This window comes from Streptomyces sp. NPDC059957 (assembly GCF_042730015.1).
Classification (GTDB): domain Bacteria; phylum Actinomycetota; class Actinomycetes; order Streptomycetales; family Streptomycetaceae; genus Streptomyces.
Genome location: NZ_JBHWMB010000087.1, coordinates 1 through 22,815, shown reverse-complemented (window position 1 = coordinate 22,815; position 22,815 = coordinate 1). Strand labels below are relative to the sequence as shown.

Below are 22,815 nucleotides of genomic sequence, written 5' to 3'. Positions count from 1 at the left end.
TCCCCCGCACTGTTCCCACCAAACCCCCCCAACACCTTCGCTTTTTGGTGGCGGGTTGTTCCCCCCCCCCCCCCCGGGTTTTTTCCCCCCCCCCCGCGGTGATGGGTTGCGGCTACGGGCAACTGACACACGCGGACGCGCAGGTGGAGTTGCAGCCGTCGCCGGTCAGCCGGATGAGCTGGTCCGCGGCGGCGCCGCCCTCCACGATCGTGATGTCCAGGTCGAAACTGTCGTCGCCCTGCTCCGCGGCCGGCGCCGTCGGCGTGGCCGTGTGCTCCATCTGAACCGTCATCGGGTCCCCTCCTTGGGATGGTGAATGGATGGTGCGATGACCCGGGCCCTGATGGACCCGGGGGTCTTAGGCCCAGGTCACGGTCACGTAGCCGTGGCGCTTGCGCGCCGCGCCCGGGGGCAGCGGGGACGGGGCTTCACCGTGTACGTACCGGATCGTTGCGGCCCCGCGCCGCTGGTGATCCTGCGCCCACCGGCGCAGCAGCTCCGCGTACTGCTCCGCGAGCACTTCGGCCTGCGGTCCGTGGGCCACGACGCCGCTCTCGAACCCGGCTGTGCCGGTCGTCGTGTTGGGGCGGCGGGTGCGGTAGGCGATGCTGTCCTCGCTGACGAGGGCGGCCACGCCCAGCCGCGCCGACGGCTCGACGAGACCGCTGTCGATGACGTCCTTGCCCGCGTGCAGGCGGGCCGGGCTCGGCAGGTTCAGGCTGATGAACCACTCCAGCTCGTCGGGCAGGTCGTAGGCCGCCCCGGACCAGAGCTCCAGCCGGTCGCCCTCCAGGGCACGGCCCAATGCCGCCGCGTTGAGCGGGACATCCTCGTTGTCGGTCTGCAGGGCAACGCCCTCGCGCAGCATGACCTTGCGGTCAGGGGCAGCGCCGTCGCCCTGCATCGGAACGAAGCTCGCCAGCCGGTACGAGAGGCTGACCAGACCGTCGGCATCGCGCTCGAACGCCACCGACCTGGTCGTTCCGCACACCGTCAGCGGGGTGACAAGCCGACCGTTCTTGGTCAGGGCCTCGATCCACGACGGGGGGATGTCCCACGTGGCTACCGTCGCGATGATCCGGTCGAACTTCCCGAGCCCCGCCAGCCCACTCTCGGCGTCGGCCACCAGGGTCTTGACCTGGCCGTATCCGGCATCATCCAGATACCGCCGCGTCCGGTCGATGACATCGGGGTCGATGTCGAGGGAGATGACCTCCCCGTCAGGGCCGACGAGCTCCTGGGTGAGCGCGGCGTTGTAGCCGCCGGAACCGATCTCCAGCACCCTCATACCGGGCTCGACCCCAGCCTGTTCCTGCATCACCGCTTGCAGGTGGGGCGCGGAGATAACACTGATGTTCAGGCCGTACGAGTCCTTCTTCACCGGCAGGAGGCCGTGAAGGTCGTAAGCCTGCTCCAGAGGGACCTCGGGCGCGAATTTGTGCCGGGGCACGGCAGCGAAGGCTGCCGCCACGGCCTTGGAGACGATCGCGTCCTGGTCATGCAGCGCACGGACCATCGCGGCGCGCAGTAGCTCAGGGGGAGCGGTCTCAAGTTGGGTCATTCGAATTCCTGCTTCGCCTAGTCGTTGTGTGGTTGGGTTCCCGAGCCGACCCCCGCTCAGCGGGTGTTGGCCGGCGCCGTACGAAGAAAGCTGCCGTGCGGCATGGGACGGTGTGCGGCGACGCTAGCCAGGTTGCCGCCCAAGTGCCGGGGTATATAGGCTGCCGGGCCCGATAGCCGCGGGAGATGGGTCGGCCCCGTAGGCATCCGGGGATCTCTGCCTCCGGTCGACAAGCGGTTCGGATCGCAACCTCGGTCGCCGCTGGCCTCGTCAGTAGCCCTTCGGGCCGGTCAAGGCCAGCGCCGTGAACTCGGTCGACCAGTCAAGGTCCCAGCGCTCGGTATGCAGCCAACCTTCCCGAAGCTGCTCGATGATCTCGTCGGGGTAGCCGCGGCAGTAACCGTCCTGCTGGCGTTCCCATACCTGCACCACCACGTACACCACCCCTGTGCGGGGCTTCACCCAGCGACGGGCGTCGGTCATGAAGCGATGCAACTCCAGGTACGGCAACACCAGTCGGCAAGCCAAGAGGTCCGCGCTGCCCGGGGCCAGAGCACGCGGCGCGGTGTCCGTGAGGAAGTCGTGGACCTCGAACGACAGCCGCTTCTCGGCGGCCCAGAACTCGCGTGCCCGCTGTACCGCAACCGGCGACCAGTCGTAGCCAGTCGTCCGCAGGCCCTCGCGGGCCAGCGCCGTTGCCAGCACACCCCACCCGCTGCCCACGTCCACGGCCGTCCTCATTCCCGCTTCGAGGACGTGCCGCCGGATCCCCTCCAGCTCCACCTTCGTGAACGGCAGGTTCTCCTGTGGTTCCGGATTCGCGTAGAACCGGTCCCAGTCCATACGCTTGCGCAGCGCCTCCACGGAATCGGCCGGCACCAGCCGCGACATGCCCACGTCCACACCCTGCATCACTGCCCCTCCCCTCCCGTGGTCCTGATCCGGCCCCAACCCGCGCCGCTCGCCGAGAGATAGTCGCGGACTGCAACGGCAAAGAGGTTCTCGCTGGTGGGCTCCAGCTTCTCCAGAAACCTTCGGCGCCTCAATTGCTGCTGTGGCGTACGCACGGGCAGCGCCGTCCTCTCCGCCGCTCTGCTGTGTGCCATGTTCATCCCCATCCCACTCCGCTGCCAGGGCGTACGCCACGATCACGCACAGCCACAGCAGGACCATGAGCGTGCAGAAGATCCACTGCCGCCACCCCACTCCGAACCGCCGATTCACCCACAGCTGCCGGTCAACCCACCGCTGCCGGTCCACCCACGTCCTTGAGCCACTCACCGGCCGGTCTCTGCCAACGCCAGCGCCACGAACCAGCCGCGTTCGGCCATCTGTTTGAGGAAGCGTTCGTACTCCCGCAGGTCGGGGCTGATGTGCTCGTACGTCGGCACCACGAGCCCGTCTGCGAAGCCGGCGCGCAGTAGGCGCCGTGCGGCCGACAGGCCCGGCCGGTACTCGAGGAGTGCGGGCCCTGCTGGATCCAGGCACATCTCGTCCCGTACCAGCCAATGCCTGGAGCGAGCCACTAGTTCCAGGGCCGCGACTGGGCGGCCGCCTCGTGCTCCGGTGTCTGCACGTAGCGGACGACCTTGAGCATTCGGCCGTTCTGCCGGGCACGTTCGCAGGCAGCACGTACTCCGTCCGTGCGAAAGCCCAACAGCCGTGCCAGCGGATCGGCCTGTTGGATGGGCCGGCCGCCGAGCCTCGTCCACCGGCGTTCGACCGCGTTGTCCCGGTCCGTCCAGTTGCCGGTGGTTGGATCATCGAGCGGGTACGCGTTCTTCAGTGCTGCGGACATGACACGAACCTCCGTGCGGGCGGTGCGACGTCTACGGCGGTGGTCGCCCACCGGTAACCGAGGTAACCGCAGAACTCTGGCGCGGTGAGAGGCAATTCGCAGGGTCATCTCCCTGCGAGACGGGGGTAATTTTTACGTTCTTTACCGTCACGGTGAGGCGCTGCGGACTACGTTGAGTACATGACGGACAACGTCCACTTGGCCGGGCGCATGTCGGCAGCCGGGTTATCCCGCGCTGAGCTGGCCAAACGGCTCAATACGCAGATCGAGTGGCTGACGGGACGACCCGGAACCCTACAAGTCCGGCACATCAGGAACTGGCTGGGGGGTAATACTCGCTGGCCGCAGGAGCGACAGCGCAGAGCCCTGGAAGCAGAATTCGGGGTGAGCGCTGAGGAACTCGGGTTCATTCGCCCTGCGAGGTCGTCTGCGCACCCCGACTCAGCACCAGAGGATCCCGTGGATCGTCGTCACTTCACCGCCGGCGCGGTCTCGTTCGCCGCGGCCACCCTGCTGTCCGTCCCCGATGCCACTGCCAGGCCCCGCGTCGGAATGAGCGACGTCGATGCTTTGGAGCAGAGGTTCAGCGAACTTGTGGCGGCCGACAACACCACCGGTGGGACCATCACCCTTGAGACCCGCGCCCTGGCGTTCGCCCATCACGCCCTGGAACGGATCAACGTGGGCACGGCCTCGACTCGTGTGAAGAACCGCCTCTACGCGAGCGCTGCGGCCTTTACTGGCACCGCCCTGTGGTCGGCGATCGACGCCCGCGAGCCCGAGCGGGCGGAGCGCCATTTCGACCGAGCTCTCCGCTACGCACGCCTCGCGCAGGACCCTGTGGCAGAGCTCCGCCTCTGGAGTCACCAAGTACTTCTCTCGGGTCAGCGGCTGGGTGGCCGAAGCGAGGCCCTGGCCGCAGCCGAGGCCGGGCGCAGCTCCGCCGCGTGCCGCCGGGATCCGCTGTACCGGTCCCTCGCCACCGCCCGCCTTGCTGGGGCCCAGGCGCAGGTAGGTGAGTACACCAGTGCGCTCCGTTCGCTCGACCACGCCCGCACGTCCCTCCGCAAGGCGGACCCCGCCGCCCAGCGGCCCTCGTGGATCGGCTTCTACGACGAGGCCGAACTCAACGGCCTGACGGCCCTGGTCATGGAGGACACCGGGCGCCACGCGGAGGCGGAGGCGTTCCTGCACATGACCCTGACGCGCCTACGACCGGACCTGCTCCGCAACAAGGCCTACTACTCCGCCACCCTCGCGCTGATCCAGCTTCGGCAGGGCGAGATCGAGCGCGCCTGTACAACAGCCCTGACGGTCCTTCCCGAGGACGCGGGTGATTCACTGGCAGGGCGCACCCGCACCTTGCTCCACACTTTCCACCGAGAACTGGCTGCCGTGGCGCCAAACACCCGCAGCGCCGTGGAGTGGACAAACCGCTACACCGAGGCGAAGGGAACCCAACCGTGACGGTCGAGATCAAGCAGGTGACGGCGGAGCGTCTGCCACTCATCCGGGAGGACATCCTCGACATCCACGTCGAAGTCCGCCATCGCGACTTCGGCCTGAACACCGAGTTCAATGCCCGTGACCGGTTCAACGACCGCCTGACCACGTACTCGTCACGACCGGGATGGTCAGCGGTGATGGGGTACGACGACGGCGAACCCGTGGGCTTTTGCTTCGGGGTCCCGCTCGGAGCGGATACCGCCTGGTGGTCCGCGATGAAGAATCCGCTGCCCGCGGACTTCACCACTGAGGACGGCAGGCGGACGGTCGCGCTCAACGAGATTGTTGTGAGGAAGCCGTGGCGAGGAAGCGGCGTCGCCTGGCAGCTCCACGAAGCTTGGCTGGCGCAGCGCAGGGAAGAGCGCGTCACCCTGCTGGTGAACCCGGCGGCCGGCGACGGAGCGGTGCAGGCGGTCTACGAGGCGTGGGGATACTCCACAATCGGCACGCAGCAGCCGTTCCCCGACTCACCCGTGTACGCCTCGATGATCCGGCCCATTCGGGCTTGAGGATCAGATAGGCAGGGCCCGCAGGATAGGGACTCTCCTCCGGCGGGCCGCTGTGCGGCGTGCGCCAGGTGCTGGGCTACTCGTGCCCGACCTGCAGGGACCGTAACCACTCGGCGACGCCGTACGAGTCGACACGCAGCGTGCGGATGTCGGTGATCAGGTCCCGCCACGGTCACGGAATTCAGCCGCACAGCGAGGAGTGCGAGGCTGTCGCGGCCCGTGTGGAGATCTGGCAATTCGCGCGTCTCTGTCTTGCTCCGCATAGGGGGCGCGACCGGCCCGTCGAGTCCAGCGAGCTGACCCGAGAGTTCAGCTCCAGCACATACGCAAGTCGTTGACGGACATCATTCAGAGACGGTTCTGTTCCGCTCCTTGTGGCTGCCAGCGGTGTCGAGACTGTCCAGGCGGTGGCGGACTTCTTCGGGTTGGACGCGGGTGAGCCATGTGCCGAGGCCTGCGGCCATGACGAGGGGGTCCACGCCGAGTAGTTGGCCGATGTAGTACATCTCGCGCAGGGTGTACTTGATCAGCCCGTCCTGGCGCTTGCTGATCTGGCTCTTGGACATGCCGACGAAGCTGCCGAGCTGTTCGTAGGTGAGTCCGGCGCGGAGTCTTCCGTGTTCGACGGCCTCGATGAACCTCAGTTCGAGCTCGGTCACCGCCTCTTGGGCCTGCTGCTTCGTTGCGTTGTCCATGGCGCACATCTTATCGACCTCGATTGACCCAAAGGGAGTCCTGGTCGGCTCACTGGCGCTCCAGTTGCCTAGATCGATACGGAGTTGCCCGTAGGGAAACGTGAGCGGTACTCTGGACACCATGATCGACGGATACGGCGATGACACGCCCGGAGAGATCAAGCGCGGTTGGGCGCCCGCTCATTCATGGCGCTGGTTCCTGGTCCGCTCCGCCAAGCACGTCCCCAAAGCAGCCAGGAGCCAGCCTCAGTGGAAGGCCCTGGGGGCATCGTTCTTCGCGATCCTTCAGGCCGTGGGCCAGGCCGCTGACTCAGACGGAGCCAACGCATTCCTCGGCACCGAGACTCTCATGGCGATCGGCCGGTGCAGCAAGGAAACCGTTCAGAAGGTGCTCCTCGCCGCTGAAGCCATGTACCTGATCAGAAAGACAGCCAACGCGCGCGGCGGACGACACCCCAGGCCGGCAACGTATGCATGCACATTCCCACTCGGCGCCGACGCGGAGACCGGCATCGGACTCGAGTGGGACCGCGCTCTGGCTGTGCCGTCCAGCTCGGAGCACGATCGCCGGCTCCGCCATAAGCGGGCCCAGTCCACGGGGCGTCACGTGACTGCGCATGACGAAAGCCCCGGCCGCGTGCAGGCTGCGTCACGTGACGCAACCTGCGAGCCGGCGACTGAAACTCAGACGGCGTCACATGACGGACCCACGGGGCGTCATGTGACGGCTCAGGAGGCGTCGCATGACGCCCCTACCAGGTCCCACCAAGCTCTTCACCACGAGATGGTTGATGTCGTTGACTTACCTCGGGTGGATACTCCCGCCTCGCCAGAAGAGGACCAGCCGCCGGGGACTGTCGGGCCTCCGGTACAACCGGCGGTGGCACGGCAGCGCGGCAGTCAGGCCTTCGAAGCCGCCGCGAAAGACTATGAACGCCACGCGGCTACTTGTGACCGGTGCCCTCGCGAGATGTGGTGCCCCCAGGGCGCACGGCTGCGGAAGTACCTCGCAACCGAGCAGAACCACAAACGAGCCCGCCATCTCCGCCGCACCTAGTCCGTGTTTTAGAAGCCGATCATCTGGCGGCGGTCGGCGATCGTCGCGGGCTGCCAGTCGGGTCCGGAGATACGCACCTCCGTGCTCCGCAGTCTGGTCTGGTGGATGCGAAGTGGATGATGGTTCGGTGACGAACATCAGTGACGACCACGTGAAGGTCCATTTCCGCATGGAGATAGACGAGGACGGATGGCCGCCGGCGAGTGTCGAGAGCCTGTGGGCTGTCGACCTCTGCGGTGGCACGGTGCGGCTGGACAACACTCCCTGGTTCGTCCGCGGAGTCGCCAGTGGTGACGTCATCCGGGTTCAACCGGATGACGACGGTGTTCTCTGGGCCGGAGAAACGGTGCAGTCTTCGCAGAACTGCACCATCCGGCTCATCGTGCTGAAGGACGCTGGCTCAGCCGCCGCCCGGCAGAGCGTGCTGGAGGTCTTCCATCGCCTCGGCACGACGGGCGAAGGCGTCGAGCGGTTCGGGATGGTGGCCTTGGATGTCCCGCCACAGGCAGACCTGCTGAAAATCCGTGAGCTGTTGGAGCACGGCGAGACGAAGGAGTGGTGGCATTGGGAAGAAGGGTGTGTCACTGCCGCCTGGGAAGCCACTGCGCGACCGTGAGGGCAGCGGTGCCATGTCCCAGCCCGCAGTGAGCCAGGATGCGTCGTGCTCGTGCAGGAACCGACCGCTCAGGCCCGTCATATCCATTCGCCGATCGCGGCGATGAGGACAGTCGCTTTGAAGCGGACGGCGAGCTTGTCGAACCGGGTGGCGACCGCCCGGTTGCGCTTGAGCCGGTTGATGCCGCACTCGACCGCGTGCCGGGCCTTGTAGTCCTCGCGGTCGAAGGCCGGAGGCCGCCCGCCGACCATGCCCCGCCGTTTGCGGTGGCAGGCCTGATCGGCCGGTTCCGGGATCGTGCGGCGGATCCCGCGCCGACGCAGATAGGCACGGTTCGCGCGCGACGAATACGCTTTATCGCCCCGTACCCGCAATGGACGGACCCGTGGCCGGCCCAGCCCGAGGCGAGGAACCCGGATGGCTTCCAACACGGCCGTGAACTGTGGGCTGTCTCCCCGCTGACCGGCTGTGACCAGCAGCGATAACGGCCTCTGCCCCTGGTCACAGGCCAGGTGAATCTTCGCGGTCCAGCCACCGCGGGACCGTCCCAGGCCATGGTCGTCGGGCTCGTCCTGGTTGCCTCCCGGCGGCTCCTTCTGAGCCTGGCCGGCGCGCCGGGCACCGGCCGCGTGCTGATGGGCCCGGCAGACCGTGGAGTCGACATTCACCTCCCAGGTGATCAGACCGGCCGCGTCCGCCCGGGCATGCAACCCGGTCAACACCGCCGACCAGACACCATCACGCTGCCACCGGCGGAAGAGCCCATAGGCCGTCTGCCACGGACCGTATTCGGCTGGCAGATCCCGCCACGGGGCACCGGTCCGCACCCGCCAGCGGATCCCGTCGATCAACCGCCGCCGGCACACCGACGGCCTGCCCAACACCGCGACCGGCAACAACGGCCCCAGCACTGCCCCCTGGTCATCTGAAAGATCCCCTCGCCCCACACCGAGATCATCACGGCACGGGGCGAGCCACGGACCCCAGTTATAAAACACGCCCTAGGCCAGTGATGGAACGCTTCAAAGACCGCTGCGGCCGAGCTTCGTGAAGGGCGGTGGTCGGCGACGAGCATCCGATGCAACCGCGGGCGCCGAATGTGCGGAGTTCATTCTGGTCTGGTCACCGACTCGTGAACTACTCGAAGAGCAGCTGGACATCCCGTCGACCGTGATCGCCAAGCAGAGCACCTGGCATGGGGTATGACCTGCGCTCAGGAACCGGGTCCAGGGAACTTCGACTGGCCTACTAGCCCATCGATCTGGCGTCGCGGAGGGCCTGTGAACCAGGTGATCACGCCCACTGCGACCTCGGGGTCTCACCTTGGAACAGGCATTCCTCCGGACCCACAAGAGTGCGGCGACGTTGTCCCACTACGAGAGGGGGCTACTCCCCCCGTCGAGTGACTGCGCTCTGCTCCGCGTCTGGGCCCTGGGCCCTGAGCACGCCAAAGGTCCAGCAGTGACGCGTTCGTGCTCTCAGTCATTACCGTCACCGCGTCCTGCGGCTTCTCGACGTGGTACAGCAAGCTGCCATCGGTACGCGCCCGATCGCGAATCCCGCCCGGCGCCATCCATGTCAAGGCACGGTCCGCCTGGTTGCTGTACTCGGCCCCCGCGGCGCCGCCCTTGTTCCGTAGTGTGCCAATCCCACCCGCCCGTGACCTTGCTTGTCGTGGTGGTCATGCTGCGGCCACCCGCCGGGTGGGGAGAGCGGTGCTCCAGCGGTTACCTATGTGTTCCCCGTCGCGTAGGGCCGGGGCGTCCTGACACCTGACACGTCAGAACCCGCGCTGACCTGGGACGGGATCAGGTCCTGATTGTGGGCGCCGGTGTCAGTGTCAGGTGTCAGCTGGTGTCATGGAGCTGAGATTGACGGTGGGCTGGCGTCGCGTCCACGCTCTTGGCGCGGCAGACCGAGACGTACGAGGGATCTGTATCGCCATCGCGCTTGATCTTTCGGGAGCCACGATTTCCCATCCTGATCTGTTCGGATAGTCCGGCTGACCGAGAGGCGCTTCAGCTGCCGTGGGGTGCCCAGGACGACTCATGCTGCTGCTCGGTCGTCGGCCGGCTGACCGGAATATCCGACCGCGTGTCGCGTCGTCATACGGGGGTTTCCGCTGCGGTCTGCCGTCGTTGGTCTGCATGGGGGGCCACTTAGCCCTCTGGACGGAAGGGCAGGCGGCGGATGCACGGGGTGTGGGCATGGGTGGCGGAGGAGCCGGCGAAGGCGGCATTGGCGGCCGTGATGATCGGTGTTCCGACAGCTGGGGCGCTGGCGCAGCAGCGGCATAGGGAGAGGGCAGCGGGGCGGCACGGAACGGCGGCGCCGACCCGGGCCGCGGATGGGATGCCAGTTCGCTTCCTGTCCGGGCGGGATCTCAAGCCCGGTGACCCGTCCTCGTCGGCAACCTGGTGGTGCGCGGGGACGCAGGTGCGGCGAGATCGGACCGCCGCCGACCTCGCCGCCGATCCGGGCCCGTACGAGAAGGAGGGCGGCGGGGCGCTGCGCGCGGTTGCGGCCGGGGCCCGGCGGTGGTCCTGCTGGCCGCGTGCGGCCCGTACGGCGGTCCGCCTGGCGGTGCCTGCAGTGGCCGTGTCGGCCTGGTTCGGCTGGTGGTCGGCCGTGGCCGCCGTGGCCGTGGTCCTGGCCTTCAGCGGTGTGGCGGCGGCGGTGACGGGCCCGGCGGTCCTCGGCTGGTGGAGGCCGCGCCCGGCGAGCGCTGATCTTGTGCATGGGCCTGGCATGTGGGCGGCGCTGCGCCCCGTGCTGGGGGTGGAGGAGCGGGAGCGGCGGAGCCGTTGGCTGCACTTGCCCGAGGACGTCACCGTGCCCGGGGCGCGGGTTGTGGTCCGCCTGCCCGCCGGGTGGCCCGGCGGCGAGGCCGGGACGCGGGCAGTCGACACACTCGTGACGGGTCGGCTCCCGGGGGAGTGGACCGCGCATTGGCGCCGTACGGTCGCCGCGCCCTTCGTGGAGTGGGTGCGAAATGCAGCCCCCGAAACGCCGAGGGTGCTCCCGAAATCAGTGGAGTGGATTCCGACTGGTGACCCGCTGAGAATTCATTTCGGGGAGACCCTGGACGGGCCGGCCTACGTGCACACCGGCACGGCCACACCACACATCGGAGTCTCGGGTGAAACCGGGTCCGGTAAATCGAGCATCATCTACATTCCGCTCGTGGCGGCCCGCATGGCCGGATGGCTCATCACCGTCATCGACCCGAAACAGAATTCACTTTCGGAGGCGTACGGAAAATCTGGTGTGCGGATCCACACGGAAACCTATGAATGCTGCATGGCCGTGGCCGAATTCTTCGTCTCAATGATGGCGGCCGAGAAATACAACAGCCGCCGCTATCGCGGATATGCGGGGGCGGATGCTCCGATCGGTCGACTTCTCGTCATTGACGAAATGCCCAGCTTCCGCGAATTCGTCGCGGCCTGGTGGAAATACATCATCAAAGAGCGCGGATTCCCTCCGGTCCTGATCTGGATTCAGCTCATCCTGATGCAGGGGCGCAGCTCCAATCACCGCGTGGTCCTCGGCACCCACCAATTCAGCCTGGACGTCTTCGGGTCCACCATGGCCCGTGATCAGGTCGGCACGAAAATGGTGGTCGGAGAGGTCAGCGCCCCGTCGTGGGCCGTGGCCTACGGAGTCAGTGCCCCGCTGGTGGACTATGACGAAACAATCCAGGGCCGGGGCGTGATCTCCCTTAAAGGGCGGCGCCGGAAAAAGACGCTCGCGGATGGGCGGGTGGAGCGGGCCGAAGAAATCCAGTACGCGTACATCACGCCGCAGGTCGCCGGGCTGCTGGATGCCTGCCCGCCGGCCCCGGCCTGGTGGGAGGCGGGCGCCCCGGCCCCGTGGATCACGGCCCGGGACATTGCGCGGGCGGACTCCGCGGCGGCCGTGGCCGACTTCCTTCCGGGGGGCCGCTACGCGGGCGGACGGGAGGACCTGACACCTGACACTGACACCGACGCCGTTCTGACACAGGGGTCTATGCCCAGGTCAAAGCCGGTGTCTGACGTGTCAGGTCCGGTGGCAGCGTCAGGGGGCGGAGCGGGTACGGCCGTGGCGGCCGACCTGGCGGAGCTCGCGGACCAGGTGGCGGCCGAAGGGGTGGAGGAGCAGCGCTACACCATCGCTCAGGCCTGCGCCGTGGGGATCATCCGCAAGGCGCCGGGGGCGGCCCGCCAGTTCAAGAGCGCATGGATCAAGGCAGGCAAGCCATTCCCCGAAGGGGAGATGGTCCGGGGTAATGCGTGTTATACCCGCGCCGAGCTGGAGAGTGTATTCGGGGCCCCGGAAGAGAATGCGGATGCGGCCTGACCGGAAGCCCGCCGGGCCTATTCGCGTCTCGTTATCGAACTCTCCGAATCCTCGTTCCCGAACGGGTGGACTTACTTGCGGGGCGGTGTCCGTACGCCGTCAAAATCGTTTGGCGAACATGTGGAACAGGAAGAAGAAGGAGCCACCGGGAGGGCCTCCCGTAAACCCGTGGGTCGCCGCAGCCGCTGAATCCCCGGCGGAGAGTGCCCCGAGGCCACCCGCCCGAGTAGGCGCGGGCGCCCCGTGGGCGGTGGTCCAGGAGAGGCCAAAAGGCCTGGCCAGGGCGGGGCAACTCACCTTTTGGGGCGTGGCGGCACTCGTGACGGTGACCTGCCTGAACTCCCTCCTCGCCCCGGACTCCGGCCCGGCACCGCAGGCCGCGCCCGCGCCCGGCCCGACCACCGCGGCCTACCCCGAGGACGCCGCGCGCGCCCTTGCCGTGCGGGCCGCCCGCGCGTATCTGACCTGGGACGAGACCAAGAGGGCGGACCGGGCGGGGGAGCTGTCGGCCGTCCTGGCGGCCGGGGTCGATCCGCAGCTCGGATGGAACGGCGCCGGGGTGCAGTCGGCCGGCCTGGTCATCCCCGGCCCGGTCGCGGTCGGCAAAGCCGGCCGCGCCCGCGTCCGCGTGGACGCCGAGGTCGTATCGGGGACGGGCCCGGCCCGGTGGATCGCCCTGGAGGTGCCCGTCGTGGTGGGCAGCGGTGGCCGCCTGGCCGTGAGCGGCCCGCCCGCGCTCCTCGGCGTCCCCGAGGAGGGCGCCGCCGCACCCGACCCGGCGACGAGGACCACTGACCAGGAGTTCTCGGCCGAGACACGCGCACCGGTGACCGACTTTTTCAAGGCCTGGTCGCTGGGCGGGGCCGCCCAGGCGGCGGCCCCGGGCGCGATCGTCCCGGCCCTGGCGGCCGGGGTGGAGCTGCGCACCGTGCAGTCGTGGGAGGCCGCGCCGGGAAAGGGCGCGGACCGGTGGGGCGTCGCCCGGGTGGTGTGGGGGGTTGGCGGGGGCGAGATCACGCAGGCATATCGCGTGACTCTCACCCGTGTGGAAAGCGCCCGTGCCGGGCGCTGGCAAGTCGCCGGAATCTCCGGTGACGACCTGTCCTGACCAGAAGGAGAGAGGAATGTCTCACGACGTCATTCTTGCGGCGGCGATTACCGGCGCAGGTCTCAAAGGATTTGTACTGCCCCTCTGTGCGGCCGTCCTGATGTGCTCATGTGCCATTAAGGCGGTGGGGCTCTCGTGGTCGGAGGACTTCAATAAAAAGCTGAGCTTTGGGGGATCTGCAATCTTCTCGGCTATCTTCGTTTTCATTCCAGAGACGGCGGTTACGCTCGTGACCGATATCGCCAAGGCGGTTTCTACCTGATGCGTCAGGGGATGACGTACACCGGATATTTCAGCCGCCTGGAGCCGCGGCAGCATGAACTCCTCGGGGTTGACCTGGGGAAAGGTGTCGTGCGGCGCACGCTGCTCCTCGGCGTGGTCGCATTTGTGGTGTGGGACCTATTGGTATTCCCGTTGGTTGGTTTCCCTTCCATTCGCTGGCTGACCCTCTACATCCTCCCGCCGTCTCTCTTCACGGTGATGGGCGCGAAGCCGTCGAAGACCTGCGACCGGCGCACCGTCCTGGCCGGGTGGGTGATCGGCGCGCACTACCAGCTGCACGGGCACCGCCCGGTGATCTGCGGCGGCCGGGTCCTCGCGCACCGGTCGGAGTGGATTCCGCGCGCCGCCCGCTGGTCGCGGTTGGCCCCCGCGCTGGCCCGGAATCTCGGCGAAGCCACCACTGCCCGGCTGCTCGGTACCGCCGGGGCCGAATCGGTCCCGGGCGCCGGTCCTGCGGTCGAGCTTGCGCACACGGTTCCGCTCTACGGGCCGGACCACATCGTGAAGGCGGCCGGCCGTGGCCGCCGGAAGGGGCGGAGCACGTGAAGGTGCTGGAGAAGGTTTCGACGCTGCTGGGGGTCGGCGGGGCCCGCTCCGCCCCGCCGCCCCGGTACGCAGGGATTGCTGACGGCCTGGTCCTGACCGAGGGCGAGGCGTGGGCCTGGTGGACCTGCGAGACCAGCAATTCGGACCTGCTGAGCGAGGCGGAGCGAGACGCGGAGCAGGCCCGCGCCGAGACCACGCTGACCTCCGTCCTGGCCGGCATGGATGTGCACCTGCGGGTGCTGTGGGCGCCCTACTCGGCCGACGACTACCGCGACGAGGCCGCGCACATGTACCGGGCGGGCCGGTGGCAGGAGTGGGCGGAGCACCGCGCGGATCGCCTCGACCAGATCGCCCTGCCGATCCGTCACGTGCTGCTCGGCGTACGCCTCGGCGCCCGCAAGACCCCGGCCGCCCGGCGGGTGACCGACGCGGCCGGGGTGTCCGCGCCCGGGGTGCCCGCGCGGGAGCTGGCCACCTGGTACACCGCCGCCCGCCGTCTCGGCCGGCGCCTGGAGTCCTCGCCCTGGCGGTGCCAGATGGCCACCGTCGAAACCCTCGCGTGGATGGTCACCAGGGAGCAGCACCGGGGCATCCCGGCCCCGGTCGCGGGCCGTTCCCTGGTGACCGGGGCGACGCTGGCCGCGCTCACGCAGGGCCGCGCCCTGCCCTACCCCGATCATCTGCGGATGGTGGACGCGGCCGGGGACGTGGTCGCGTGGGTGGCGGTGCTGACGATGCCGACCTGGCCGGAGCGAATGGCCAGCCCGGGGCCGGGGGAGTGGCTGCGCACCCTGGCTGAGGTCGTCTACCTCCCGCCCGACGAAGAGGACCAGGACCCCGAGGCCGCTGCGGATCTGCTCGTCCCGGTGAGCCCCGAAGCCTCCGTGCGTCTGCGGGTCCTGCCGAAGCGCGTCGCTATCGCCCGCACCGACGAGACGGCCAAGCAGGTCCGGGAGCAGAAGCACAGCGCTGCCACCCACGCGATCGGGGACCCGGGCCAGGTCATCATCGACGCCGGGGAGGTGATGGCGGACCTGCGCGCCGATCTGGAGCGCGAGGAACTGTCCCTCGTGGAGGACCACCCCCGGGTGGTGGTCACCAGTACCACCAGCCTGGAGGACCTGCGGGCCCGGGTGGACGCGGTGACCGCCCACTACGGCGATTACGGGATCACGGTCCAGGTCGGCACCGACGAGCAGCGCGCCTTGTGGCTGGAGACGTGGGCGGGCGACCGGGTGCGGGTGCCCGACCTCGGCCACACCCGCGACACGTCCGCGATGGCGGGGGCCTGGTGGTGGGGCGGCGCCCGCGTCGGCTCCGACACGGGCCCCGTGATCGGCTACCTGACCGGCTCCACCCCCGGGGTGGTGCGGCTCCCGGCCGTGGCGGACGGCCGCGACGCGACCACGGTGGCCCTTATTGGCAGGTCCGGGCGCGGCAAGACAACCGCGATGATGATGATGGCTTTGGAAGCCGCGTTCCACGGGTCGTGGGCCCTGGCGCTGGACTTCAAAGGCGACCTCGGGGGCCTGACGGTGGCGGCGGACCGGTACGGGCTTCCAACCCGCCTGGTGAAGATGAACCGCGCGCACGCCGGGGCCGCCGACCTGATCCCGCTCCTGGCCGAGGCCGGCAGGGACGCCGCGCGGGCCGAAGTCCCCGCGCAGCTCTCCTTGGTGACCCCGCCGCACCTGCGGGCGGCGGGCGCCGAGGTCGCTCTGCAGGCCGCTACCAACGCGGTGATCAGCAGTTCCCCGACTCCCGCGACGTGGCAGGTTCTCCAGCATCTGCGCGACGAGGCGGACCCGGTGGCCCGTGCGACCGGTGACGCGCTCTTCGAGCTGTCGCAGACCCCGCACGGCGCTCTCTTCATGGGGCGCCCGGAACGTGGAGCGGCCCCCGCGCTGACGACACGGCCCGGGGTGTGGGTCGTGCAGTTGCCAGGTCTGGCCCTGCCGGGAGTGGGCGAGGAGCGGGAGCGGTGGACGTCCGTACAGGCGCTGTCGGTCGCAGTGGTGCACTCGGTCCTGGCCTACGGAGTCACCACTGCGGGCCGTCCGGACCTACGCACTCTGCCCAAGACGGTCATGGTTCCCGAAGTGCACGTGCTGACGGGCACGGCGCAAGGCCGGCACTTCCTCGACTACATCGCCAGGGTCGGGCGCGCACTCGGCGTGCGCCTCGGACTCGACACGCAGGACGCGACCGGGATTCTGATGCTGCCCGGAGTCATCGAACAGTTGGCGATGGTGGTCGGCTTTCAGCTCACCAGCGCGCCGCAGCAGGACGCCCTCGCGGAACTGCTCGGCCTGCCGGTCGGACCGGCCACCCGGGAGCGGATCCGCAGGCTTGCCATCGATGACAGCGACCGCGACCGCATCCGGCACGGGCACTCGATCATCCGAGACCCGAGATTCGGTGCGGCGGCCGTCCAGTGGGACATCCCCACCGCCGAGTTGCTCGACGACCTCGACACATCGCCCCGCGCAGCAGCCGACGAGGCCGACGCCGAGGCCGCCCCGGACGGAGTCCCCGCATGACCCTCTCCTCCCGCCCCGCCGCCGTGGCCCTGGTCCTGCTCGCCGCCCTCGCGGCCGGCTGCTCCACCTCGAGTACGGGGAAGAACGGCGAGACCACGGCGGCGGACCCCTCGGGCGCCGCCGCCGACCGGGCCCGCGCCTACATGCGGGCCGTCGTGGCAGAGGACTGGAGCACCGCCTGCTCCCTCATGTCGGCTGAGGAGCGGACCGCCTGCCACGAGCGGCACCCCGTTCCCGAGACCCCGGACCCCGGCGGCCCGGCCCTCGGGCCCGTGCTCCTGGACCGCCCGCCCGTCCGCGTGCCGGGCACGTCCGCGCATCCGGACGGGTGGGGCGTGATCGTCTCCTACACCGTCGCCTGGCCGGGCAAGAGGACTCTGACGGAGCGCATCGCCCTGCGCATGACGGACGCGGCTGGCGAGTGGTGGGTGGACCAGCGTGAGGACGTCGCGGACTCCGACCTGACCGCCCCCGAACACCCGGCCCTGTCCGCCCTGTCCCGGGTGGTCAGGTGACACGCCGGAGGCCCCGGGGCCGGACCCTGGCCATCCCCGTCATGGCGGTGCTCACCACGATGGCCGCATCAGCCGGGGCCGCGCACGCCGATACCGTCGACCCCAAGGGAGTTGGCGGGCTGCTTCCCGCGCCGCGCGTTCCCGGGGGCGGCGGGACGATGTACGAGACCTATCCGGATCTGCTGACGTGGACCCTGGACAAGGACTACGGCCAATGGGATTTCCTGGATCCGGCGCTCCACATGATCGCGGACATCCTGATGGTCATCCTGGTCACCATCGGCTCCGCCGTGAGCACGCTGGCCGGCTGGACGTTCGGAATGGCCGACCTGCCCCAGGTGCAGGGGCCACTGACGCAGGCCATCAGCGGATCGGCCGGCGCCGTCATGGTCGGACTGTTCCCCTCCGCCCTCGCGGTGGGCGGCCTCGTGGGCTTTCTCAGGAGCCAGCGCGGGGACGGCAATGCGGTGTCCGAGCTGGCGTGGGTGCTGGTTTCCGCGGTGGCCGCTGCGAGCCTGCTGACGTCCCCGCAGACCTGGGTGGACGGCGTGGACGAGGGCCGCATGCTCGGGACCGAGATCGCGATGTCCGCGACGGACGCGGGTATCGGCGCGGGCGGCGGAATCGACAAGATGCCGTTCGCCCTCGGGCACCCCACCGCCTACCCCGGTGACGCCTCCGACCGGGTCTCACGCCGCGCCAGTGACACCGTGTGGCGCGTTTACACCGCGCTGCCTTGGTGTCTGGCGGAGTTCGGATCGGTCGAGCTGTGCCAGGAGCACGGCCGGGCCGTCCTCGACTTCGGCCCCGACAAGGAGAAGCGGAAGAAGTACCTGCAAGACCACGTCGACAAGAACGTCGGCGCAGAATCCAAGTCCTGGCGGGAGGGGCACCGCCCCCTGGAGCGGGCCGGCGTCCTGGTCGTGGCCGTCCCCGTCGCGCTCCTCTTCGGCGTGCTGATGATCGTCCTGCTGTTCGGCTCCATCGCCGCGATGATGACCGCGCTGTTCCTCCTGGTGGTCGGGCCGCTCTTCGCCTGCCTCTGGGTGATTCCAGGCCGCCCCCGCCAGTGGGGCGTGCGCTGGATCGACGCCCTCGTCGGCACCGTCATGCAGTCCGCCATCACCACCCTGGCGGCGGGCGGCGTCATGATCATTCAGCTCGTCACCGCGCTGGCCATGCCCACCTACGGGTGGCTCGGCTGCTCCGCCCTCTCCATCGCCGGAGCCATCTCCGCATTCAGGTACCGCTCCGTCCTCACCGGCATCGTCGGCGGCGGAGCCGTGGGCGGGGGCGGGAGCGGTGCGGGCGCGCTGCTCGGCGCACTGGCCACCCGCAGCGTCAGCAGGCAGGCCGGCCGCCTGCTCGGAACCCCCCGCCGGATCTCCCGCCGCATCGGGGACGCGGTCGAGCGACGCCACCAGCCGCAGCAGCGCCCACGGCCAGCAGCCCCACCTCCGCCACCCCGGCCCCCGGCGGGCGGACGGCCGCCCCGCCCCGGATCGGGCACGGGCCCCGGGCGCGGCACCGGACCCGGCGGCACCGGACCGGGCGCCACCCTCGCAGCGGCCAACCGCCGCACCAACCGGGGCACCACCCAAGGCGCTCCGGCCGGTGCGCAGCCGGCCGGACCCCGCCAGGGACAGGCAGGAGGCACCGTCCCGCGTACGGCGAGGACGGTTTCCACCCCGTCCGGGAGCACTCCGCCGGCCTCCCCGGCCGCAGGGACGATTCCCGCGCAGACGGGCCAGGGACAGCCGGCCTCGGCGGCCTCGACCACGGCCAGAACGGTCCGGCCCAGCCCCCAGGGCGCGGCCCGCCGGTCGACGCAGCCGCCCGCGCCGTCGGCCGCGCCGCGCCGCGCCCCCCGGCCGCAGCCGCCGGTCATCCGGCCCCGCAGGGTGGCACCGCCGCCGAGGGGATGGACGCAGCCGCCCCTCCCGGACCCCCCGCCCCGCCCCTGATGGAGTGACCCCGCACATGGCACAGCGCCCCACCCCCGACCCCGGCCCGGACGGACCGGCCCCGGACTGGCGGGCGCTGCTCGCCGCCCTGGACGTGGACGACGAACCGCCGTCGGGCACCTCCCGGCGGCGGTGGCGCCGTACCCGCCGCCGCGCGGCCCGCCGTGAACGCGCGGACGCCGTCGCCGCCGTACGCCACCGCCCGATGCACCCCGCCGCGGTGCTCCTGGTCCTGGTCCTCGTCCTCGTGCTGGGCACCGTCGCCCGCTGCGGCGGCAAGACGACCGGCGGGGACGACCGCCCACCGGCCGCCGCCCCGTCCTCGAGGACCGCAGCCCCCGCCCCAGCGCCGCCGCTCCCTTCCGTCCCGGCCGACACCGGCCCCGAGGACGTCGCCGAGGCATGGGTGCGCGCCTACCTCTCCCGCGACCCCCTCGCCGACGGGACGCACGGGGCCAGCGCCCGCCGCGCCGCCCCCTGGGCGACCGCCGACCTGACCAGGAACCTGACCGAGCAGCAGCCCCCGGGGTGGGGTCGGCAGGTCAGCCGGGGCGAGGCCACGAAAGCGGGCTCCGTCGCCGCCCGCCCGGCCGGCCCCGACCTGCCCCCCGACAACGCAGCGCAGGTCTGGCGGGCGGTCGCGGCCACGCTGACCGTCACCGGGTACGAGACCACGCAGCGCACCGACACCCTTCAGGTGGAGATCACCCGCACCACCGCCGGGTGGCGCGTCTCCCGCGTGCTGGGGGTCTGAGTGGACGCCCGCGATGTCGCCGAGGCCGCCGCCGCCCGCGCGAGCGCACCGTTCCTCGCCAAAGCCGGATGCATTGGCGCCGTCCTCGCCGTGATCGGAATGCTCGGCCTAGGCGCAACCACCCTGATCGCCGGAGCAGCAAAAAAGGCGTCCGACGCCAAGAACGGCGGCGAAGGATGCGAAATTCCCGGACTGCCCGACCCGTCGGGAATCGACGACGTGCCCGGTCCGATCCTCGACCAGCAAATCCACCACGCAAAAATCATCGACGGAGTGGCGCAGGAAAGAGGCCTGCCCGGCCGCGCCTCGCTCATCGCGTTCATGACTGCATTGCAGGAAAGTGGCCTACAGAATCTGAACCACGGCGACCGGGACTCACTCGGCCTTTTCCAGCAGCGCCCTTCGCAAGGGTGGGGGACCCCTGCCGAGATCACGAATCCTCCGACGTCTTCCGGTCTCTTTTTCGGTGGGAATCCGGGCCGCCCGCCCGGCCTCGTTGATATCCCGGTCTGGCAGATGCTGGAGCCCGGCCGCGCAGCCCAGCGCGTCCAGCGCTCGGCGCACCCCGAGCTGTACGCCACCCGCCAGGGCCAGGCCCAAGCGGTCGCCCGCAAAGCCGGCGTCAACCTCGACCGCCTCGGCACAGCCTCAGACGACGTCCCGGACTGGCTGCCCTCCACCGGCCCCGTGCCGGATCCGTGCATCCCCGGGGGCGGCACGGCCGCCGGAGCTCCCTTCCATGACACCGCCTCCGACTGGCCGGCCGAGGTGCGGAACCGGCGCACCACCGCGGAGGCGATCGAGTGGGCAAAAAGCCAGCCCGCCCTCAACGAAAAAAGGTGGTGGCAGCGATGCCTTGAATTCGCGGCCAGAGTCCACGGATGGAACGCCGCAGGAGTCGGATCCGCAATCACCCACTACCGCGTCATGCCCGAACACATGAAACACCCGGGATCTCGGGACGTTCCCCCGGGCGCCCTCATGTACTGGGAGACCGGCAACATTCACGGCCACGTATCCGTATACCTGGGAGACGGCATGATCATTAGCAATGATGTGCATCGTCCTGGATATGTTGATGTAATGCCAGCGTCGGATGTCGAATCAAAATGGGGTGCCAAATATGTTGGATGGGCCCCGCCCTATTTCCCGAAGGGATCGTAAATGCCCAAGAAATCTGCCATCCCCGCCACGCCCCTCTACTCGATGATGATCCGCACGGACCAAGACGGCGGCCTCGCCCTGGACATTGACGGACAGGCCCTCGCCGCCGACCCGGACATTGCAACCCTGCGGGCGAAGGGGCTCGCAGAGCTGCGGATCCGGGCCGCCCTCGCAGGCCGGCCCGTCCGCGCCCGCGCAGTCGAGCCGACCGCCCCCACCCCTTGGCTCATGATCGTCTCCCCGGACGGGACCGTCACCGACGTCGCCGAGCACCCCGCCCCACCGCAACGCCCCGCCGCCGAGCACAAGGGACCATCCGTGTCCCCTCCCGCCGAACCCGCCGCCCCCGAGCCCGCCGGCCTGCCGGTCCTGCCCGCCGTGCCGCCGGTCGCGCCCGTCCCCGAACACCACCGAGAGGCATGGGCGCGCCTGCGGGCCGCGTACGACGCCGGGGACTTGCCCACGGCAGTCGTTTGTGTCCTCAAGCTGGAGACTGCCCTTGAGGCCGAGTACGGCCCCCTCGACCCCCACACCGTCAACGCCTTGACGATCCGGGCATGGCTCACCCTCTACCAGCGCACCGACCTGGACGGCACGGTGGAACTCCTGATCGCCACCGTCCTGCGGCGCCAGGCCGCCAAGGTCCGCCCGAAGGCCGACACCGCACGCGCGGCCCGCAACGCCCATGCCGTGTGGCTGCGGCTCATGGACGAGGACCCGCAGGCCGCCCTCACCGTAGCCCCGTCCCTGGCGGACATGCTCGCCATCCGGGGATGGGACAACCACCGCCGCGACGTCCTCGCCCGCACCGAGGCCGCGGCCGCGCTCGCCGTGTAGGTCGGCTCCGACCTGGTCCTGTCCGGACATCCGTCGGAGAGGAGTACCCCCTTGGGTGCGGCTTTGGCGCCGGGCCGTGTCACCCCGGCGCCCGGGGGCCTTGAGCGGGCATGAAGCTCTTCACGCACCCAGGCCTGGCGGCGGCCGTGCTGGCCGTGGCCATCGGGGCCGCCCCCGTCACCGCGTCCCCGGCGGCCGCCGCGCTGCACTTCAAGTGCTCCAGCACCACCAAGTCGATCGACGACGCCGCCAATTCCGGTCCGTGGCCGGACAACTGGGAGGTGACGGTGAAGGTGTGCGCGGCACGCTCGGGGGCGACGGTGTCCGCCTACGCGGATGTCCGGTGGGACGGCCCTGGCTTCTACGCCACGACCGACGCGAGGATCTTCGACGGTGCCAAGGTCCGGGTGCAGATCAAGCAGGCACGGCAGGGCACCGACCCCGTGGTGACGGAGAAGGACTTCTCACTGAAAGCGCGGATGGAGACGGCGACGTCGAGCGGGGACCGCAACGGGAGCTACCGCACCCCCACCATCAGCCACCGGGCCGGCCCTGGCGCCCTGGGTGACGCGCTCCTGTACCTGGACTGGCACAAGGACGGCCACGGCTACCAGGCCACGACTACACCGGCTCCCCGGCCGTCTGAGACCGACAAGGCCCCGCAATCGGTGGTCGGCGCGGCGAGCGCTGCCTACGGGCTCAGGGGGTGCGATTCGGGCTCCGCGACGAACTCGCCTTGGGGGGTCCACGTCCGCAGCACACGCCGGGCCCGGTCGGTCTCCTCGATGAGCTGGATAACCGCGGCCTGGCTTCCGTACAGCCCGACCCATCGCCTATAGGTGCGCCGCGCGGTGTCCTCGACTGCCCACTCCCCGGTTCGCGGGGCCACCCTCGGTGAACTGGAGGACGACCACGAACATGGCCGTCACCCCAGTGCTCCATCGGCGGCCACCGGCACGGCCGTGATGTTCTGCGCGGCGGCGAGCCGTCGCCGCCCCGTGCCGGTGACCTCCACACTGCTC

The 22,815-nt window shown here is 69.8% G+C and carries 21 protein-coding genes; 14 read left to right on the top strand and 7 right to left on the bottom strand.

The annotated features are described in order from the left end of the window. Positions 1-112: 112 nt before the first annotated feature. The 5 genes from ACFWBW_RS36150 to ACFWBW_RS36130 form a co-directional block, all read right to left on the bottom strand. Entirely contained in the window at positions 113-292 is a 180-nt protein-coding gene (locus tag ACFWBW_RS36150; RefSeq protein WP_385382182.1) for an FxLD family lanthipeptide, read from the bottom strand. A gap of 66 nt (positions 293-358) precedes the next feature. Continuing rightward, a complete protein-coding gene (gene fxlM / locus ACFWBW_RS36145; protein ID WP_385382179.1) occupies positions 359-1,561 on the bottom strand; it encodes a methyltransferase, FxLD system in 1,203 nt (400 codons plus the stop codon). A 270-nt stretch (positions 1,562-1,831) separates the two neighbouring features. Continuing rightward, positions 1,832-2,473 (bottom strand): class I SAM-dependent methyltransferase, encoded by a 642-nt coding sequence (locus tag ACFWBW_RS36140; protein ID WP_385382197.1) that lies wholly within the window; start codon positions 2,471-2,473, stop codon positions 1,832-1,834. Positions 2,474-2,838: 365 nt separating this feature from the next. After that, positions 2,839-3,087 (bottom strand): hypothetical protein, encoded by a 249-nt coding sequence (locus tag ACFWBW_RS36135; protein WP_385382177.1) that lies wholly within the window; start codon positions 3,085-3,087, stop codon positions 2,839-2,841. After that, positions 3,087-3,359, bottom strand: coding sequence for a hypothetical protein (locus tag ACFWBW_RS36130; protein ID WP_385382174.1), 273 nt, complete (start codon positions 3,357-3,359; stop codon positions 3,087-3,089). Before ACFWBW_RS36130 ends, ACFWBW_RS36135 begins: the two co-directional genes overlap by 1 nt. A 180-nt stretch (positions 3,360-3,539) precedes the next feature. On the opposite strand from ACFWBW_RS36130, the gene ACFWBW_RS36125 reads away from it, so the two are divergent. Then, positions 3,540-4,826 (top strand): hypothetical protein, encoded by a 1,287-nt coding sequence (locus ACFWBW_RS36125; protein ID WP_385382171.1) that lies wholly within the window; start codon positions 3,540-3,542, stop codon positions 4,824-4,826. Further along, entirely contained in the window at positions 4,823-5,374 is a 552-nt protein-coding gene (locus ACFWBW_RS36120) for a GNAT family N-acetyltransferase (RefSeq protein WP_385382168.1), read from the top strand. Before ACFWBW_RS36125 ends, ACFWBW_RS36120 begins: the two co-directional genes overlap by 4 nt. A gap of 344 nt (positions 5,375-5,718) precedes the next feature. Here ACFWBW_RS36120 and ACFWBW_RS36115 read toward each other — a convergent pair whose 3' ends face one another. Beyond that, positions 5,719-6,069, bottom strand: coding sequence for a hypothetical protein (locus ACFWBW_RS36115; protein ID WP_385382165.1), 351 nt, complete (start codon positions 6,067-6,069; stop codon positions 5,719-5,721). A 1,184-nt stretch (positions 6,070-7,253) separates the two neighbouring features. On the opposite strand from ACFWBW_RS36115, the gene ACFWBW_RS36110 reads away from it, so the two are divergent. Continuing rightward, positions 7,254-7,742, top strand: coding sequence for a DUF4265 domain-containing protein (locus ACFWBW_RS36110; protein ID WP_385382162.1), 489 nt, complete (start codon positions 7,254-7,256; stop codon positions 7,740-7,742). Between the two features lie 77 nt (positions 7,743-7,819). Here ACFWBW_RS36110 and ACFWBW_RS36105 read toward each other — a convergent pair whose 3' ends face one another. Next, positions 7,820-8,689 carry an IS5 family transposase gene (locus ACFWBW_RS36105; protein ID WP_385382158.1) on the bottom strand — a complete coding sequence of 290 codons (870 nt, stop codon included), beginning with the start codon at positions 8,687-8,689 and terminating at the stop codon, positions 7,820-7,822. Between the two features lie 1,264 nt (positions 8,690-9,953). Between ACFWBW_RS36105 and ACFWBW_RS36100 the strand changes: the two genes are divergently transcribed. The 11 genes from ACFWBW_RS36100 to ACFWBW_RS36050 all read left to right on the top strand — a co-directional run bounded on the left by ACFWBW_RS36100 (position 9,954) and on the right by ACFWBW_RS36050 (position 22,632). Further along, the gene (locus ACFWBW_RS36100) at positions 9,954-12,083 is read left to right on the top strand and encodes a hypothetical protein (protein ID WP_385382155.1); all 2,130 of its coding nucleotides are present in this window, start codon (positions 9,954-9,956) and stop codon (positions 12,081-12,083) included. Positions 12,084-12,390: 307 nt separating this feature from the next. After that, positions 12,391-13,191 (top strand): hypothetical protein, encoded by an 801-nt coding sequence (locus tag ACFWBW_RS36095; protein WP_385382152.1) that lies wholly within the window; start codon positions 12,391-12,393, stop codon positions 13,189-13,191. A gap of 16 nt (positions 13,192-13,207) precedes the next feature. Next, positions 13,208-13,453 (top strand): hypothetical protein, encoded by a 246-nt coding sequence (locus tag ACFWBW_RS36090; RefSeq protein WP_385382149.1) that lies wholly within the window; start codon positions 13,208-13,210, stop codon positions 13,451-13,453. Between the two features lie 11 nt (positions 13,454-13,464). Beyond that, the gene (locus ACFWBW_RS36085) at positions 13,465-14,019 is read left to right on the top strand and encodes a hypothetical protein (RefSeq protein ID WP_385382146.1); all 555 of its coding nucleotides are present in this window, start codon (positions 13,465-13,467) and stop codon (positions 14,017-14,019) included. Continuing rightward, complete coding sequence (locus ACFWBW_RS36080) at positions 14,016-16,559, top strand: ATP-binding protein (protein WP_385382144.1); 2,544 nt, start codon at positions 14,016-14,018, stop codon at positions 16,557-16,559. Before ACFWBW_RS36085 ends, ACFWBW_RS36080 begins: the two co-directional genes overlap by 4 nt. Beyond that, positions 16,556-17,074 carry a hypothetical protein gene (locus tag ACFWBW_RS36075; protein WP_385382141.1) on the top strand — a complete coding sequence of 173 codons (519 nt, stop codon included), beginning with the start codon at positions 16,556-16,558 and terminating at the stop codon, positions 17,072-17,074. Before ACFWBW_RS36080 ends, ACFWBW_RS36075 begins: the two co-directional genes overlap by 4 nt. A gap of 41 nt (positions 17,075-17,115) precedes the next feature. Next, positions 17,116-19,038, top strand: coding sequence for a hypothetical protein (locus ACFWBW_RS36070; RefSeq protein ID WP_385382138.1), 1,923 nt, complete (start codon positions 17,116-17,118; stop codon positions 19,036-19,038). A 16-nt stretch (positions 19,039-19,054) separates the two neighbouring features. Next, complete coding sequence (locus ACFWBW_RS36065; protein ID WP_385382135.1) at positions 19,055-19,792, top strand: hypothetical protein; 738 nt, start codon at positions 19,055-19,057, stop codon at positions 19,790-19,792. Further along, positions 19,793-20,956 (top strand): peptidase M23, encoded by a 1,164-nt coding sequence (locus ACFWBW_RS36060; RefSeq protein WP_385382132.1) that lies wholly within the window; start codon positions 19,793-19,795, stop codon positions 20,954-20,956. Continuing rightward, positions 20,957-21,793, top strand: a complete 837-nt coding sequence (locus ACFWBW_RS36055; RefSeq protein WP_385382129.1) for a hypothetical protein — start codon at positions 20,957-20,959, stop codon at positions 21,791-21,793. A 110-nt stretch (positions 21,794-21,903) separates the two neighbouring features. After that, positions 21,904-22,632, top strand: coding sequence for a hypothetical protein (locus ACFWBW_RS36050; RefSeq protein ID WP_385382126.1), 729 nt, complete (start codon positions 21,904-21,906; stop codon positions 22,630-22,632). Positions 22,633-22,815 lie beyond the last annotated feature (183 nt).

Bases quoted from the DNA above. Each gene is read 5' to 3' on its own strand.
- ACFWBW_RS36150 (WP_385382182.1), bottom strand. From the start codon at position 292: ATGACGGTTCAGATGGAGCACACGGCCACGCCGACGGCGCCGGCCGCG.
- fxlM (WP_385382179.1), bottom strand. From the start codon at position 1,561: ATGACCCAACTTGAGACCGCTCCCCCTGAGCTACTGCGCGCCGCGATG.
- ACFWBW_RS36140 (WP_385382197.1), bottom strand. From the start codon at position 2,473: ATGCAGGGTGTGGACGTGGGCATGTCGCGGCTGGTGCCGGCCGATTCC.
- ACFWBW_RS36130 (WP_385382174.1), bottom strand. From the start codon at position 3,359: ATGTCCGCAGCACTGAAGAACGCGTACCCGCTCGATGATCCAACCACC.
- ACFWBW_RS36125 (WP_385382171.1), top strand. From the start codon at position 3,540: ATGACGGACAACGTCCACTTGGCCGGGCGCATGTCGGCAGCCGGGTTA.
- ACFWBW_RS36115 (WP_385382165.1), bottom strand. From the start codon at position 6,069: ATGGACAACGCAACGAAGCAGCAGGCCCAAGAGGCGGTGACCGAGCTC.
- ACFWBW_RS36090 (WP_385382149.1), top strand. From the start codon at position 13,208: ATGTCTCACGACGTCATTCTTGCGGCGGCGATTACCGGCGCAGGTCTC.
- ACFWBW_RS36085 (WP_385382146.1), top strand. From the start codon at position 13,465: ATGACGTACACCGGATATTTCAGCCGCCTGGAGCCGCGGCAGCATGAA.
- ACFWBW_RS36075 (WP_385382141.1), top strand. From the start codon at position 16,556: ATGACCCTCTCCTCCCGCCCCGCCGCCGTGGCCCTGGTCCTGCTCGCC.
- ACFWBW_RS36070 (WP_385382138.1), top strand. From the start codon at position 17,116: ATGGCGGTGCTCACCACGATGGCCGCATCAGCCGGGGCCGCGCACGCC.
- ACFWBW_RS36065 (WP_385382135.1), top strand. From the start codon at position 19,055: ATGGCACAGCGCCCCACCCCCGACCCCGGCCCGGACGGACCGGCCCCG.
- ACFWBW_RS36055 (WP_385382129.1), top strand. From the start codon at position 20,957: ATGCCCAAGAAATCTGCCATCCCCGCCACGCCCCTCTACTCGATGATG.
- ACFWBW_RS36050 (WP_385382126.1), top strand. From the start codon at position 21,904: ATGAAGCTCTTCACGCACCCAGGCCTGGCGGCGGCCGTGCTGGCCGTG.